The sequence below is a fragment of the Micromonospora sp. MA102 genome (genome assembly GCF_025460765.1).
In the GTDB taxonomy this organism is placed as follows: domain Bacteria; phylum Actinomycetota; class Actinomycetes; order Mycobacteriales; family Micromonosporaceae; genus Micromonospora; species Micromonospora halotolerans.
The window spans coordinates 97,440-113,241 of record NZ_JAMWEG010000002.1 but is presented as its reverse complement, the minus strand read 5'-3'; the positions used below and the strand labels follow the sequence as shown (position 1 = coordinate 113,241).

At 73.7% G+C, this 15,802-nt stretch carries 12 protein-coding genes; 3 read left to right on the top strand and 9 right to left on the bottom strand.

All coding sequences use genetic code 11. The features are described 5' to 3' along the window. Positions 1 to 5: 5 nt before the first annotated feature. Entirely contained in the window at positions 6 to 542 is a 537-nt protein-coding gene (locus NFX44_RS03890) for a hypothetical protein (protein WP_262282098.1), read from the bottom strand. After that, positions 542 to 2,434: a DNA primase gene (gene dnaG / locus NFX44_RS03885; RefSeq protein ID WP_262282097.1), complete on the bottom strand. Its 1,893-nt coding sequence runs from the start codon at positions 2,432 to 2,434 to the stop codon at positions 542 to 544. Before dnaG ends, NFX44_RS03890 begins: the two co-directional genes overlap by 1 nt. A gap of 152 nt (positions 2,435 to 2,586) precedes the next feature. Here dnaG and NFX44_RS03880 point away from each other — a divergent pair, with 152 nt between their 5' ends. Then, positions 2,587 to 3,756 carry a low temperature requirement protein A gene (locus tag NFX44_RS03880; RefSeq protein ID WP_262282096.1) on the top strand — a complete coding sequence of 390 codons (1,170 nt, stop codon included), beginning with the start codon at positions 2,587 to 2,589 and terminating at the stop codon, positions 3,754 to 3,756. A 59-nt stretch (positions 3,757 to 3,815) separates the two neighbouring features. Here the strand turns inward: NFX44_RS03880 and NFX44_RS03875 are convergent, their stop codons facing one another. From NFX44_RS03875 to NFX44_RS03865, 3 genes are read right to left on the bottom strand one after another with little or no spacing between them, the layout of a single operon-like run. Then, the gene (locus NFX44_RS03875; protein WP_262282095.1) at positions 3,816 to 4,067 is read right to left on the bottom strand and encodes a helix-turn-helix transcriptional regulator; all 252 of its coding nucleotides are present in this window, start codon (positions 4,065 to 4,067) and stop codon (positions 3,816 to 3,818) included. 10 nt (positions 4,068 to 4,077) lie between these two features. Further along, positions 4,078 to 4,929 (bottom strand): ABC transporter permease, encoded by an 852-nt coding sequence (locus NFX44_RS03870; RefSeq protein ID WP_262282094.1) that lies wholly within the window; start codon positions 4,927 to 4,929, stop codon positions 4,078 to 4,080. After that, positions 4,926 to 5,900 (bottom strand): ABC transporter ATP-binding protein, encoded by a 975-nt coding sequence (locus NFX44_RS03865; RefSeq protein WP_262282093.1) that lies wholly within the window; start codon positions 5,898 to 5,900, stop codon positions 4,926 to 4,928. Before NFX44_RS03865 ends, NFX44_RS03870 begins: the two co-directional genes overlap by 4 nt. Before the next feature lie 84 nt (positions 5,901 to 5,984). Between NFX44_RS03865 and NFX44_RS03860 the strand changes: the two genes are divergently transcribed. After that, complete coding sequence (locus NFX44_RS03860) at positions 5,985 to 7,946, top strand: acyltransferase family protein (RefSeq protein ID WP_262282092.1); 1,962 nt, start codon at positions 5,985 to 5,987, stop codon at positions 7,944 to 7,946. A gap of 4 nt (positions 7,947 to 7,950) precedes the next feature. On the opposite strand, the gene NFX44_RS03855 is transcribed toward NFX44_RS03860, so the two are convergent. The 4 genes from NFX44_RS03855 to ppdK form a co-directional block, all read right to left on the bottom strand. Then, positions 7,951 to 8,790, bottom strand: coding sequence for a siderophore-interacting protein (locus NFX44_RS03855; protein ID WP_262282091.1), 840 nt, complete (start codon positions 8,788 to 8,790; stop codon positions 7,951 to 7,953). A 71-nt stretch (positions 8,791 to 8,861) separates the two neighbouring features. Continuing rightward, the gene (locus tag NFX44_RS03850; protein ID WP_262282090.1) at positions 8,862 to 10,106 is read right to left on the bottom strand and encodes a deoxyguanosinetriphosphate triphosphohydrolase; all 1,245 of its coding nucleotides are present in this window, start codon (positions 10,104 to 10,106) and stop codon (positions 8,862 to 8,864) included. 3 nt (positions 10,107 to 10,109) lie between these two features. Further along, entirely contained in the window at positions 10,110 to 10,460 is a 351-nt protein-coding gene (locus NFX44_RS03845; protein WP_262282089.1) for a VOC family protein, read from the bottom strand. 125 nt (positions 10,461 to 10,585) lie between these two features. Continuing rightward, a complete protein-coding gene (gene ppdK, locus NFX44_RS03840; RefSeq protein ID WP_262282088.1) occupies positions 10,586 to 13,294 on the bottom strand; it encodes a pyruvate, phosphate dikinase in 2,709 nt (902 codons plus the stop codon). A 309-nt stretch (positions 13,295 to 13,603) separates the two neighbouring features. Here ppdK and NFX44_RS03835 point away from each other — a divergent pair, with 309 nt between their 5' ends. Beyond that, a complete protein-coding gene (locus NFX44_RS03835) occupies positions 13,604 to 15,349 on the top strand; it encodes a beta-N-acetylhexosaminidase (protein ID WP_262282087.1) in 1,746 nt (581 codons plus the stop codon). Positions 15,350 to 15,802: the final 453 nt, after the last annotated feature.

Here is a 15,802-nt window from a genome sequence, read left to right as displayed (position 1 = left end):
ACAGCTCAGAGGTTCGCGGGGGCGGTGGCGGCCCGGGCGGCGGCGACCAGCCGGTCCGTCTCGGCGGTCACCGCCTCGTCGTCGGTGGGCGTGCCCGGGTCGTAGCGCACCGTCCAGGTCAGCCCGTCCACGCCGGGCACGCGGCGGGCGGCGACGCGGCCGGCGCCGCCGGGCACCGGATGGTGGGCCGTGTACGCGACCGAGCGGGTGACCCGGGCCCGCACCTGGTGGGGCAGCTCGCCCGGGTCGAGCAGCAGGTAGGTCTCGGCCGGGCAGTCGGCCACCACGAGGTAGCCATCCCGCTCGGTTACCCGGTCGGCGGGGGTGACGGTGAGTTCCCGGCCGGACCAGACCGCCTTGAGGATGTCGTGCCAGCCGATCCGCTCCCCGCGGCCGGGCAGCCACAGCCCGAGGTTGCTGGCCACCACGACGCCGTCGCCCTCGCCGTTGCCCACGGCGGCCCAGGCGAGCACCCGCTCGTCGCCGCGCAGCGGCGGGCGATCGGCGGGCGGCAGCTTGGGCTTGCGGTTGAAGAGTCCCATCACAGCCCTCCGGCGGCCTGCTCGCGCAGCGCCCGCGCGTGCTGTTCCAGCGAGAGCAGCTCCCCGAAGAGGGCGAAGTACTCGTCCTTGTTGCTCACCGGGTTGATCCGCTGGATCTTCGACTTCAGGTCCTTGATCCGCCCGGTCACCGAGCCGAACTGGAGGCGGGCCATGGTGATCGAGACGTACCGGGGGTCGGGCTCGCCGTCGATGCGCAGCGGCTCCACGGCCAACTCCCCGACGAGCGCCTGGCCGGCCAGGTCGTCGCAGGCGTCGCGGACCTGCTCGATCCAGACCGCGCCGCCGGTGGCCGTCGCCGCCCCGCCGGCCGCGGCGATGGCGGCGCGGAGAGCGGCGTGCACCGGGTGCCGGTATGCGGCCGCCTCGACCGCGTCGAACATCGGCCCGGCCAGCACCGGCTCCTGGAGGGCCAGCTTCAGCGCCTCCCGCTCGACCATCGACTGCGGACTGTCCACGCTGGGCGCGGCCGGGGCGGGGCGGGCGGGTGCCGCCACCGTGCCGGCGGGCTGACCGTTGGCGGCCGCCAGCACGGCACGCTGCACCGGCTCGATCTCCATGCCGAGATCGCCGGCGAGCTTGCGCACGTACTCGGGGCGCTTCTCCCGGTCCTTGATCTTGGCGACCAGCGGGGCGGCCCGCCGCATCGCCTCCACCCGGCCGTCGACGGTGTCCAGGTCGTACCGGTTGATCATGTGGCGGAGCGCGAAGTCGACAAGCGGCTCGCGGCGGGCGACCAGGTCGCGGACTGCCAGGTCGCCCTTGGCCAGGCGCAGCTCGCACGGGTCCATGTTGTCGGGGCTGACCGCGATGAAGGTACGCCCGACGAAGCGCTGGTCGTCCTCGAAGGCGCGCAGGGCGGCCTTCTGGCCGGCGGCGTCCCCGTCGAAGGTGAAGATGATCTCGCCGGCCACCGCGTCGGTGTCCATGAGCAGCCGGCGCAGCACCCCGATGTGGTCGGCGCCGAACGCGGTGCCGCAGGTCGCCACGGCGGTGGGCACGCCGGCCAGGTGGCAGGCCATCACGTCGGTGTAGCCCTCGACCACCACCACCTTGCCCTGCTTGGCGATCTCCCGCTTGGCCAGGTCGATGCCGTAGAGGACGTGCGACTTCTTGTAGATCGGCGTCTCGGGGGTGTTCAGGTATTTCGGGCCGTCGTCGTCGTCGAAGAGCTTGCGGGCGCCGAAGCCGATCACGTCGCCGGTGAGGTCGCGGATCGGCCAGAGCAGCCGGCGCCGGAACCGGTCGATCAGGCTGCCCGAGCGGGACGGGCGGGACAGCCCCGCCGTGACCAGCTCGTCGTGGGTGAAGCCCTGCTGGCGCAGGTGCTTGGTGAGCAGGTCCCACGCGTCGGGGGCGAAGCCGCAGCCGTAGCGCTCGGCGGCGGCCCGGTCGAAGCCCCGCTGGGCGAGGAACTCCCGCGCCGCCCGCGCGCCGGCCGTGGTGAGCTGGCCGCGGTAGAACTCGACGGCGGCCGCGTGCGCGGCCACCAGACGCTGCCGCTGCCCCTGCTGGGGGCGGGCGCGCGGGGCCGAGCGGTCGTCCTCGACGTAGCGCAGCTGGATGCCGGCGCGGTCGGCGAGCCGCTCGACGGACTCGACGAAGCTCAGGTGCTCGGCGTCCATCAGGAACTTGATCGCGTCCCCGCCGGCGCCGCAGCCGAAGCAGTACCAGACGTTGCGGGCCGGCGAGACGTTGAACGACGGGCTCTTCTCGTCGTGGAACGGGCAGAGCCCCTTGAGGTTGCCGCCGCCGGCCGGCTTGAGCGTCACCGTGTCGGAGATGACCTCGGCGATGGAGGTGCGCTCGCGGACCAGCGCGATGTCCTCGTCCCGGATCCGCCCCGCCATCTCCGCCACCTCCTCGGCGTACATCCTGCCCTGCCGGACCGACGATCCGCGCCCGGGGGCACGCCGGGTGAGCCGGATCGCGACCAACCCAGCCGTTTCCGCCCCCGCTGCCGCGCCGGTGCGGCGATCATGAGCAGATGCGGGGGCGACAGGGCCGCGGAGCATGGTGGGACCGGTTGACCAGCAGGCTGGGCGTACGTCGGCCGGTGACGGTCGCCGACGAGGCCGGCCACCGGCACGCGACCTGGTTCGAGCTCTTCTTCGACGTGATCTTCGTCTTCGCCCTGGCGGAGGTGGTGAACCGGCTAGGCGAGGACCCGAGCCCTCGGCCGCGCAGCCTGCTCGCCGCCTTCGGGCTCTTCCTCGTGGTGCAGTGGGCCTGGGTGGGGCACGTCTACTACGCCACCCGGTACGAGGCGGACGACCTGCCACACCGGTTCCTGATGCTGCTCTCGCTGCTCGGCGCCGGGGCGATCACCCTCGGTGTGGACGAGGTGCCCGGCGGCCCGATGCTGCCGATCGGCTACCTGATCGTCCGCGGCATGCTGCTCCTGCTCTACCTCCGGGGCCGCCCGCCCCCCGGGGTGGCCCGGGCGGGCACCCTCGTCTACCTGATCGGATTCGGGCTCGGCTGGCTGATCTGGCTGGCCTCACTGGCCGTCCCCGCGCACCTGCGGCCGGTGTTCTGGATCACCGGGACGGTGGTCGAGCTCGCCACGCCGTGGGTCGGCTACCGCTGGCTGAGCCGGTGGCCGGTGGACGTCCGGCACCTGCCGGAGCGCGTCGGCCAGTTCGTCATCATCGTGCTCGGCAGCACCATGGCCAATCTGCTCGCCACGGTGCCGGACCACCCGGACCGGACGATGGTCCTCACCGCGGCGCTGGCCTCCGTCGTGCCGGCGGCGATCTGGTGGATCTACGCCACCTACATCGGTGGCGGCATCCCGATCCACCGGCTACGCGGCGGTCAGCCCTACACCTACCTGCACTACCTGCTCAGCGGCGGCCTGCTGCTGCTCGGGTGGGCGCTCGGGCAGACGGTCCGGGCGGTCCACGGCGACATCGTCCTGACCAAGGAGGTACGCCTGCTGCTGGCCGGTTCGGCCACCCTCTGGCTCGTCTGCGGGCTAGGCCTGTACTGGCTGGCGATCCGGGTCTCGCGCCCCGCCGCGCTGGGCGCCGGGTACGGCATCGCCTCGGTCTGGGCGATCGCCCTGGCCGTCTCCTCGCCGTTCCTGGTGCTGGTGTTGCTGAGCGCGGCGATCGCCGTGTACGCCGTGCTGTTCACCGCCGTGCTGGGCAGGGAACGGCCGGACCAGGGGATGGCGCTCACCACTCCCGACTGAGCGGGCGGCATCCGGCGCGCCGCTCGGCTCGCCGCAGCGCGCCGAGCGGGCGCCGGCGGTCACGCGGAGCGGCCGGCCCCGGCGGCGGCGTCGCCGATCCGCGGGAACGGTTCGATGGAGAAGACCACCTCGACCGGCACCTCGAAGTAGGCGGCGATCCGCAGCGCCAGGTGCAGGCTGGGCCGGAACTCGCCCCGCTCCAGGTAGCCGACCGTCTGGTAGTGCACGCCCAGCGCGTCGGCGAGCTGCCGCCGGGAGATTCCCCGTTCGGCACGCAGCACGGCGATCCGGTTGTGCACGACCTCGCTCATGGGCGCCCTCTCATCCGACCCGCTGCATGGCCCGCTCGCGACGGGCCGCCACCCGGGAGCCGGACTCGCGCCGGGCCATCCGCCGCAGCACCACGGGGGCCAGCACCAGCCCGAGCACCGCCCACGCCCCGAGCACCCCGAGGGTCTCCAGGTGGCGCCAGGAACCGCCGAGCTCGACCGCGGCCATGCTGTCGGGCAGCAGCGCCGAGCGCATGCCCAACCCTAGCCAGTAGACCGGGAAGACCTGGGCGACGCCCTGGAGCCAGCCGGGCAGGCCGTTGATCGGGTAGAAGATGCCGGAGAGCGCGATGAGACCGAAGATCGGCAGCACCACGAGGCCCATGTTGCGGGGATTCTCGATCAGCGAGCCGATCACCGCGCCCAGTGGCAGCGTCGCGATCAGCCCGAACGGCACCACCCAGGCCAGGGTGGCCCAGGCGCCCGGGTCGCCGAGCCGGATCCCGTCGAGGAAGAACAGCCCCGGCGTGAGCTGGAGCACCAGACCGATCAGCGACACCGACGAGATCAGCACGATCTTGCCGATGAGGTAGCCGAGCATGCCGTTCGGCGTCGCCTTGGCGCGCAGCAGCGTGCCGTCCTCCCGGTCGACGATGAGCTGCTGGGACAGGCCGAGCAGCCCGCCGAAGATCAGGCCCATGCCGACCGTGCTGGGCAGCGCCCGCGCGCCCAGGGAGAAGTCGGTGCCCGGCACCGTGGCGCCGCGCATGAAGAACATGGCGACCAGCAGGATGACCGTCGGGAAGAAGTAGTTCCAGAGGTCCTGCCCGTTGGTGAAGGTGTTGCGCAGCTCGATCACGCCGCGCCGGACACCGGCCCGGACGGCCGTGGCGGTCGGGTTCATCGCTCGCTCCCCTGCTGCCAGACGCGGGCGGCCCGGCCGGCCCGCTGCCCGGTCTCCTCCTCGTGGACCAGCGTGATGTAGGCGTCCTCCAGGCTGGCCCGGCGGACCTCCAGCTCCTGCACCCGGTCACCGTGCTCGCGCAGCAGGTCGCGCAGGAAGCCGGTGGCGTCGGCCGTGGCGTGCACGTAGCGCTCGCCGTCGCGGGTCCAGCGGATCTCCGCGTCACCGGCGACCCGGCGGGACAGCTCGTCCGGCGAACCGTCGGCGATGATCCGGCCGCCGGCCAGGATGAGGATGCGGTCGGCCAGCTTCTCCGCCTCGTCCAGGTCGTGCGTGGTGAGCAGGATGGTCGTCTCGTCCAGGTCGGCCAGGCGGTGCACCAGCTCGTGGAACTCCCGCCGGGCCGCCGGGTCGAAGCCGACCGTCGGCTCGTCCAGGAACAGCAGCTCGGGGCGGCCCACGATGCCGACCGCCACGTCGAGGCGGCGGCGCTGGCCGCCGGAGAGCTGGTGCACCCGCTTGCCGGCGTGCGGGGTCAGGCCGACCGTGTCCAGCAGCTCGTCGGTCGGCCAGGGGCGGGCGATCCGGTCGGTGGCGTACGGCGCGTAGAAGTCACCGAGGTGGGCCAGCAGGTCCCGGACCCGCCACTTGCCGTGGTCGCGCCAGGACTGGAGCACCACACCCAGCCGGGCGCGCCAGCGCTCGTCACCCCGGCCCGGGTCGACGCCGAGCACGCGGACCGACCCGGCCGAGCGCAGCCGGAAGCCCTCCAGGATCTCGATGGTGGTGGTCTTGCCGGCCCCGTTGGGCCCGAGCAGGGCGAGCACCTCACCCCGCCGGGCGGTGAGGTCGACCCCGTGCAGCACGTCGACGGTGCCGTACCGCATGCGCAGGTCGCGGACGTCGAGGACCAGGTCCGCGACGGGCGCGTGGGGAGCCGTGGCAGCCCCCGACAGTTCGACCGCAGTCATACCGCGAAATGTAGCACTCCTACTACAACCCGGGGTACACCCGCTTCCGGGTGTAAGGCGGCCGCCGATGGGGACAACCCGGCCATGTCGGGTACGCGCAGGGCCAGCATTCCGTACCAGCCGGCCCTGGACGGGGTCCGGGCGCTCGCGGTCGCGGCCGTCCTCGCGTTCCACGGCGGGGTCGCCGCCCTCCCGGGCGGCTTCCTCGGCGTGGACGCCTTCTTCGTGCTGTCCGGGTTCCTGATCACGTCGCTGCTGCTGGCCGAGCATCGCGACACCGGCCGCGTCGACCTGGTCGCGTTCTGGGGCCGGCGGGTGCGCCGGCTGCTGCCCGCGTTGCTGCTCGTGCTCCTCGTCGTGCTGCTGGTCTCCCGGAAGCTGCTGCCGGGCACCGAACTCGGCGCGCTGCGCTGGGACGAGCTGGCCGCGCTCGGGTACGTCGCCAACTGGCGGATGGCGAACCGGGAGGGGGACTACTTCGCCGCCACCGGCACCGCGTCCCCGCTGCAGCACACCTGGTCGCTCGGCATCGAGGAGCAGTTCTACCTGCTCTGGCCGCTGCTGCTGATCGCGCTGCTGGCCTGGGCGGCCAGGCGGGGTGCGACCGTGCCCGGCCGCCGGCCCGCCGCCGTGCTCCCGGTCGTCCTGCTGGGCGCGGCCGGCTCGGCGCTCGCCGCCGCGGCGCTGTTCACTCCCGGCGCCCCGGACCGCGTCTACTACGGCACCGACACCCGGGCGGTCGCCCTCCTGGTCGGCGCCGCGCTCGCCGCGCTGCTGGCGCAGCGGCGCGAGGCGGTGACCGGCCGGCCGGCACGCCACCCGGTCCTCGGCGGGCTGGCACTGGCCGGGGCCGCCCTCACCGGCTGGTGCTGGGCCACCGCCGACGGCGGCGACGCCTGGCTCTACCGGGGCGGCCTGACCGCGGCCGCCCTCGCGGTGTCGGCGGTCGTCGCCCACGCGGTGGTGAGCCCCGCCTCCCCCACCGCGCGGCTGCTCGCCCTGCCGCCGCTGGTCTGGCTCGGCCGGATCTCCTACGGCGTCTACCTCTGGCACTGGCCCCTGTTCCAGTGGCTCACCGCCGAGCGCACCGGGCTGGCCGGGCTCGCCCTGCTCGCCGCCCGGTGCGCGGTGACACTGGCCGCCGCCGGCGGGTCGTACCTGCTGGTGGAGCGCCCGATCCGGCGGGCCCGGCGGCTGCCCCGGCCGGCGCCCGCGCTGGCCGGTACGGCGGTGGCCGGCGTGGCCGCCGTCGCGGTGCTCGGCACCGTGCCACCCGCTCCGCCGCCGAAACCGGCGATCGCCCTCGACGCCGCGCCCCCGACCGCCGGCTCCCCCACCACGGTGCCCCCGGCACGCCGCCCGGGACGGCGGCCCGGACCGCCCCGGATCGCCTTCCTCGGCGACTCCGTCTCCTGGTCGCTCGGCACCTACCTGCCCGAGCAGGAGAAGTTCGCGGTCAGCGTGCGGGCCGTGCAGGGCTGCGGCATCGCCCGGCTCCCCGAGGTGCGCTACATCGGCGAGCCGCACCCGAACTACCCCGGCTGCGAGCACTGGGACGACCGCTGGCAGCGGGGCGTACGCGCCGACGACCCGGACGTGGCGGTCATCCTGCTCGACCGCTGGGAGCTGATGGACCGCAGGCTCGACGGGCGCTGGCAGCACGTCGGCGAACCGGCGTTCGACCGGTACCTCAGCGGCGAGCTGGACCGGGCCGTGGGCATCGCGGCCAGCCGGGGCGCGCACGTGACCCTGCTGACCGCGCCGTACACCCGGCGGGCGGAACGGCCGGACGGCGGCCTCTGGCCGGAGGACGACCCGGCCCGGGTGGACGCCTGGAACCGGCTGCTGCGCGCGGCGGCGGACCGGCACCACGCCAGCGTGCTCGACCTCAACCGGCGGGCCTGCCCGGACGGCCGGTTCACCTGGGACGCCGGCGGGGTCCGGGTGCGCAGCGACGGGCTGCACTTCACGCCGGAGGGCGTGCAGCGGTGGATCGCCCCGTGGCTGCTCCCCGAGCTCTACCGGCTGGCGGTGCGGGGGGCGTGACCGGTCAGGCGGCGACCACCGCCGACTCCTCGGCCTCGACCTGGGCGTTCCAGATGGCCTTGGTGGAGCGCCAGCCCTCGTCGTCCATGCCGCGCCGCCAGTAGCCCGAGATCGACAGGTCGCTCCGGGGCACGCCCCGCTCGACCCGCAGCAACCGGCGCAGCTCCTTCACCGTGGTGGCCTCGCCGTGCACGAAGGCGTGCACCCGGCCGGGCGGGAAGTCCAGCGCCCGGAGCGCCTCGACCAGCGGCTCGCCCACCGGCCGGTCGGCGCGGTGCAGCCAGCGCAGCTCGACCGCGCCCGCGCTGGCCAGGCGCAGCTCGTCGGCGGGGCCATCCACCTCGACGTAGACCTTGGCGGGCGCGCCGTCGGGCAGCCGCTCCAGGGCGGCGGCGATCGCCGGCAGGGCGCTCTCGTCCCCGGCCAGCAGGTGCCAGTCGGCCGCCGGGTCCGGCGCGTACGCGCCGCCGGGGCCGGTGAACAGCACCGAGTCGCCGGGGCGCAGCCCGGCCGCCCACGGCCCGGCCAGCCCCTCGTCGCCGTGGTACACCACGTCCACGGTCAGCTCGCCGGCCGCCGCGTCCCAGGCCCGCACCGTGTACGCCCGCAGCCGCGGCCACTGCTCGGCCGGGAACTCGCGCTTGATGGTGGCCAGGTCGGTCGGGTGCGGGTAGCGCACCCCGGCCGGCGGGAAGACGAACTTCACGTAGTGGTCGGTGTAGGCGCCCACCGGCAGGCCGGCCAGCTCCGCACCGCCGAGCACGAGGCGGATCAGGTGCGGGGTGGGCCGCTCGGTCCGGACGACCGTGGCGGCGGTGAGCTTCTTCGGGCGCTGCTCCGTCATGCTGCTTAGGCTAACCTAAGTCGCCGATCCCTCCCACCGGGCTGTCCGGCTGCCGACCCCGGCAGGGGCGGTCAGCGCCCCGCCACCAGGCGGCCGTGCCAGGCCAGGGCGGCCGGATCGGTGAGCGAGGCCACCTGGTCGACCACCACGCGCAGCCGGGCCGCGTCGTTCGGGGCGGCCCGCCAGAGCGGCGCGAAGACCGGGTCGAGCGCGTCCGGGGCCCGGTCGAGCAGGGCGGCGACCAGGTCGGCCAGGATCTCCCGCTGCTGCGCGTACCGGGGGCCGATCCCGGGGCGGCGCATCACGTAGCGCAGGGCGATGCCCTTGAGCAGCGCGCACTGGGCCCGGATGCGGCGGGGCACCACGAGGTCGGCGGCGTACCGGCGGTGCGGGCCGGGGCCGTGGCGCTCCTGCGTGGCGGCCACCACGGTCGACACGAAACGGCCGGTGAGCACGCTGGTGGTGGTCTTCAGGGCCGCGAGGGCCCGGTGGCTGCCGTCGTACGCGGCGAGCGGCGCGAGCACCGGCTCGGCGAGCAGCTCGGCCAGCACCTCGCCCAGGTCCTCGGGGGCCTCCCCGGAGTACTCGGCCGCCACGTCGGCGCAGAGCGCCCGCCGCTCGTCGGCGTCCACCAGCAGCGGGCGCAGGGTGACGTAGCCGCCGTGGATGCCGTCCTCGACGTCGTGCACCGAGTACGCCACGTCGTCGGCCCAGTCCATCACCTGCGCCTCCAGGCAGCGCCGGTCGCCCGGCGGGGCACCCTCGCGCAGCCAGGCGAAGACGGGGCGGTCGTCGGCGTACACCCCGAACTTGCGCCGGCCGGGCCGGCGCTCCCAGGGGTACTTGGCGACCGCGTCGAGCGAGGCGCGGGTCAGGTTCAGCCCGGCGGAGCCGCCGTCGGAGGCCAGCACCTTGGCCTCCAGCCGGGTGAGCACCCGCAGGGTCTGGGCGTTGCCCTCGAAGCCGCCGCAGTCGGCCGCGAGCGTGTTCAAGGCGTCCTCGCCGTTGTGCCCGAAGGGCGGGTGACCGAGGTCGTGCGCCAGCCCGGCGGTGTCCACCACGTCCGGGTCACAGCCCAGCCGGGCGCCCATCTCCCGGGCGATCTGCGCCACCTCGAGCGAGTGGGTCAGCCGGGTACGCAGGAAGTCGTCGGTGCCCGCGGTGTGCACCTGGGTCTTCGCGGCGAGCCGGCGGAACGCCGCCGAGTGCAGCACCCGGGCCCGGTCCCGCTCGTACGGCGACCGCCCGTACCCGGTGTCCTTGGGCGCCTCGGTGACCAGGCGCGCCGCGTCGTCAGGCCCGGGACCCGCGGTCAACCGTCATCCCCGCTGCCGCAACACGCAGAACTCGTTGCCCTCGGGATCGGCGAGCACGGTCCACTCCACCTCGCCCTGCCCGATGTCGACGTGCCGGGCGCCCATGTCGACCAGGCGCTCCACCTCGGCCTCCAGGTCGGCCGGGCGCAGGTCGATGTGCAGCCGGTTCTTGCCCTCCTTGGGACCGCTGACCGGGACGAAGACGATGCCGGGCAGCGTGTCGGCGGTCCGGCGGATCTCCACCTCGTCCGGCTTGTCGCTGATCACCTGGTAGCCGAGCGCCTCCGCCCACCAGTGGGCGAGCCGGGACGGATCCTGGGCGTCGACCGTCAGGTTCTCCCAGACGCTGGTCATGCGGTCACCTTCCTGATCGACACGTGCGCGGGAGCCCAGGTTACGCCCGGCGGGCCGGAAAGGCGCGCCCGGACGCGAGCGGGGCCACCGACCTCAGCGCCGGTGGCCCCGGAGGCGTCACACGGTCAGCGGGAGTCCGAACCGGTGGTGCTGATGGCCGCGCGGCCGGCCTCCAACCGGGCGACCGGCACCCGGAACGGCGAGCAGGAGACGTAGTCGAGGCCGACCTCGTGGAAGAAATGCACCGAGTCGGGGTCGCCGCCGTGCTCGCCGCAGACGCCGAGCTTCAGCCCCGGACGGGCCGCCCGGCCCTCCTCGGCGGCGATCCGGACCAGCCGGCCGACGCCCTCCCGGTCGATCGACTCGAACGGCGAGATGCCGAAGATGCCCAGCTCCAGGTAGCGCCAGAAGAACGCGCCCTCGACGTCGTCGCGGGAGAAGCCCCAGGCCATCTGGGTCAGGTCGTTGGTGCCGAAGGAGAAGAACTGCGCCGCCTCGGCGATCTGCCCGGCGGTCAGCGCCGCCCGGGGCACCTCGATCATGGTGCCGATCAGCACCTCGACGGCCTTCTCCCGGGTAACCTCCTCGATGATCCGCTCGGCCTCCGCGCGTACCGTCTCCAGCTCCTGCACCGCGCCGACCAGCGGGACCATGATCTCCGGCCGGGGGTCGCCGCCGCGCTGGGCGCAGGCGACCGCCGCCTCGACGATGGCGCGGACCTGCATCGCGAAGAGACCGGGGATGACCAGGCCGAGCCGGACGCCGCGCAGGCCCAGCATGGGGTTCTCCTCGTGCATCCGCCGGACGGCGGCGAGCAGCGCCTCCTCCTTGGCCACGTCCTCGCCGCGCTCCTGGGCGACCGCGACGTTGACCGCGAGCTGCTCCAGCGGGGGCAGGAACTCGTGCAGCGGCGGGTCGATGAGCCGCACGGTGACCGGCAGGCCGTCCATCTCGCGGAAGATCTCGATGAAATCCTCCCGCTGCAACGGCAGCAGCGCGGCCAGCGCGGACTCCCGTTCGTCGTCGGTGCGGGCCAGGATCAGCCGCTCGACCAGCTCCCGGCGGTCGCCGAGGAACATGTGCTCGGTGCGGCACAGGCCGATGCCCTCGGCGCCGAACCGCCGCGCCCGGGCCGCGTCCGCCCCGGTGTCGGCGTTCGTCCGGACCAGCAGCCGCCGCGTGGCGTCGGCGTGCGTCATGATCCGGTGTACGGCGCGGACCAGCGGGTTGTCGATGTGCTCCGGGTCGAGGCTGCCCTCGAAGTACTGCACCACCTCGGACGGCATGACCGGGACCTCGCCGAGGTAGACCTTGCCGGTGGTGCCGTCGATCGAGACGATGTCACCCTCGTTCACGGTCTGCCCGGCCACGATGAACTTCTTCGCCGGCACGTTGACGTCCAGCTCGTCGGCGCCGGAGACGCAGGTCTTGCCCATGCCCCGCGCCACCACCGCGGCGTGGCTGGTCTTGCCGCCCCGCGAGGTGAGGATGCCCTTGGCGGCGATCATGCCGTTCAGGTCATCGGGGTTGGTCTCCCGGCGGACCAGGATCACCGACTCCCCCTCGGCGGCCAGCTCGACGGCACGCGCGGAGGTGAAGACCACCTTGCCGGAAGCGGCGCCCGGCGAGGCCCCGATGCCCTTGGCCACCGGCTCGAACTCGTGGTCGAGCCGGAACCGGGGGAACATGAGCTGGGCGAGCTGGGCGCCGTTGACGCGGTGCAGCGCCTCGTCCAGGTCGATGAGGCCCTCGTCGACGAGCTGCCCGGCGATGACGAACGCGGCGGCGGCGGTGCGCTTGCCGACCCGGGTCTGCAGCATCCAGAGCTTGCCGCGCTCGATGGTGAACTCGATGTCGCAGAGGTCCTTGTAGTGCTCCTCGAGCCGCGCCATGTAGTCGAGCAGCTCGTCGTAGGACTTCTTGTCGATCCGCTCCAGCTCCTGCAACGGCACGGTGTTGCGGATGCCGGCCACCACGTCCTCGCCCTGGGCGTTGGCCAGGTAGTCGCCGTAGATGCCCTGCGCGCCGCTGCCCGGGTCACGGGTGAAGGCCACGCCCGTGCCGGAGTCGGCGCCGAGGTTGCCGAAGACCATGGCCACCACGTTGACCGCGGTGCCCAGGTCGGCCGGGATGCGCTCCTGCCGGCGGTAGACCACCGCGCGCTCGGCGTTCCACGACTCGAAGACTGCGCGGATGGCCAGGTCGAGCTGCTCGCGCGGCTCCTGCGGGAACTCCCGCCCGGTGTGCTTCGCGAAGATCTTCTTGTACGCGTCGACCAGCCCGCGCAGGTCGTCGGCGTCCAGGTCGAGGTCGTTCGTGGTGCCCTTGGCGCGCTTCGCGTCGTCGAGCGCGTGCTCGAACTCCTCGCCCGGCACCTCGCAGACGGTCTTGCCGAACATCTGGATGAGGCGGCGGTAGGAGTCCCAGGCGAAGCGGTCGTTCCCTCCGGCCTGCGCGCTCAGCCCGACGACGCTGCGGTCATTGAGGCCGACGTTGAGGACCGTCTCCATCATGCCGGGCATCGAGAACTTGGCGCCCGAGCGGACCGACACCAGCAGCGGGTCCTGCGGGTCGCCGAGCTTGCGGCCCATCTCCCGCTCCAGCGACTCCAGGTGCGCCTCGATCTGGGCGGCCAGCCCGTCCGGCTCCCGGCCGGTCGTCAGGTACGCCTTGCAGGCCTCGGTGGTGATGGTGAAGCCGGGCGGGACCGGCAGGCCGAGATTGGTCATCTCGGCCAGGTTGGCCCCCTTGCCGCCGAGCAGGTCCTTGAGGTCCTTGTTGCCCTCGGCGAAGTCGTAGACGTACTTGTGCTCGACCGTCTCTTGCGCTGCCACCAGAGCCTCCCACGCGCGCCATTGACACTTAACGAAGGTTCAGTTCGGACATACCCCGGGAGCGACCACCGGTAATCCCGGCGTCGTCAGCGATCGGTGCGCGAAGGTTAAGCGAACTTCGGGCGGCCTGGGACCGTTCGGTGACTATTGGCACAACGGTCACCACTATCCGCGTCCGTACCGGTTTTTGGGAACGCTTCCACGCGCACTATCACGCAATTCCGATTCCCCTCGTACTCTTGACGGCACTGGTTTTGCTGAACCTGACCTTTGCCATATCCCGGCCAAATACACCCCGGAGTCGTCGCCGTGCCGACCATCCCCACCACCCCCGCCGAGAGCGGTGCCGAGCCGCTCGACCGCCTCCCCGCCCAGCAGCCGGCCGCCGCCGAGCTGGCCCGCACCGCCGCCCGGCGAGCCGGCGACCTGCTCGCCCCGCCCGCGCCGGTCCGCCTCGGCGACGTGGTGCCCGCCCCGGAACAGGTGCTCCCCGACCCGGCGGCGGACTTCACGCTGTCCGCCGGGGCGGCGATCCGGGTCAGCCCGGCCGGCCGGGACGTCGCCGAGCAACTCGCCGAATGGCTGCGCCCCGCCACCGGCTTCGCGCTGCCGATCGCCGACGGCTCGCTCCCGGCCGAGGGCCCGCTCGTGCTGACCCTGTCGGAGGCGCCCCTCACCGAGCCGGCTGACGCGGTCGCCGCGGCCGACCCGGTCGACGCCGCCGGCCCGGTCGACGCTGCTGGTTCGCTCGACGGGTTCGGTGACGAGGGCTACCGCCTGCGCGTGACCCCCGCCGGCGTGCGGATCACCGCGGCCACCGCGGCCGGGCTGTTCCACGGCGCGCAGACGCTGCGGCAGCTCCTGCCGGCCTCCATCGACAGCACCAGCCCCGTCACCGAGCGCTGGACGGTGCCCGGCGGCAGCATCGTCGACCGGCCGCGCTTCCCCTACCGCGGGGCGATGCTCGACGTGGCCCGCCACTTCTTCCCCGTCGAGGACGTGCTGCGGGTCGTCGACCACCTGGCCCGGTACAAGCTCAACCACCTGCACCTGCACCTCACCGACGACCAGGGCTGGCGGATCGCCGTCGACTCCTGGCCCCGGCTCGCCGAGGTCGGCGGCGCCACCGAGGTGGGCGGCGGCCCCGGCGGCTACTACACGCAGGCCGACTACCGGCGCATCGTCGCGTACGCGGCCCGCCGCCACGTCACCGTCGTGCCGGAGATCGACCTGCCGGGGCACACCAACGCGGCCCTCATCGCCTACCCGGAGCTGACACCCGGCAAGATCGCGCCCCCGCCGTACACCGGCACCGAGGTCGGCTTCAGCTACGTCGACCCCGCCGACGAGCGGACGTACGCCTTCGTCGCCGACGTGGTCGGCGAGGTGGCCGCCCTGACCCCCGGCCCGTGGCTGCACCTGGGCGGCGACGAGGCGTTCAAAGTGCCGGCCGACACCTACCGCGCCTTCATCAAGCGGGCGCAGACCCTGGTCGCGGCGACCGGGAAGACCGTGGTCGGCTGGCACCAGCTCGCCCCGGCCGGGCACGTCGACGGGCGGGTGCTCCAGTGGTGGGGCACCAACGGCGACGACCCCGAGACCGCCGAGGCGGTACGCCGGGGCGCCCGCCTCATCCTCTCCCCCGGCAACCGCGTCTACCTGGACATGAAGTACGCCGCCGACACCCCGATCGGGCACGACTGGGCGGGCCTCATCGACGTGCGCCGCGCGTACGACTGGGATCCGGGGACGCACCTCACCGGCGTACCGGCCGCGGCGGTGCTGGGCGTCGAGGCGCCGCTCTGGACGGAGTCGGTCACCACCCTGGCCGAGGTCGAGTTCATGCTCTTCCCGCGCCTGCCCGCCGTCGCCGAACTCGGCTGGTCGCCCCGCTCGACGCACGACTGGGCCGGGTTCCGCGAGCGGCTCGCCGCCCACGGCCCGCGCTGGGCCGCCGCCGGCATCACCTTCCACCCGTCCCCCGACGTCCCGTGGCCCACGCCGGCCGCCATCCCCACCCAACCGACCCGCGACACCACCGCCGACACCCACTGAACCCGCCCTCCCGCGGCCGACAGGGGGCGCGCCCGAACCTTCCGCTCAACGCCGAGCGGCGCCGGGCGCCAGCGCCGCCGGGTGGTGGGGCGCGTCGGTGATCATGAGGTTGACTGGTTGATTCGTCCGTTTCGGGCCGGCCAACTTCATGATCACCGGCGGAGGCGTCGGGTCTGGGTGCGGTTGTTGCGCCTCTGGCGACAACAAACGCACCCGGAGGGTGCGTCAACGATCGACGCCTGACCAACCAGGCCGGTCAGTCACTGCCCGGCGGACAGCGTCCAGTGGCGCCCGCGTGGGTGGTCGGTGGCGGCCTGGGGTGGATGTCTGATTCGTGATGGAGCGCTCGAGGCCCCGGATGTCCGGTTTCGACCGGCGCCGTCGGGTGGTCGGCGCCACCGTCACGGCGGAATCATGGCGGGGGTGGGGTCGTTGTACATGGCAGACCGCGCA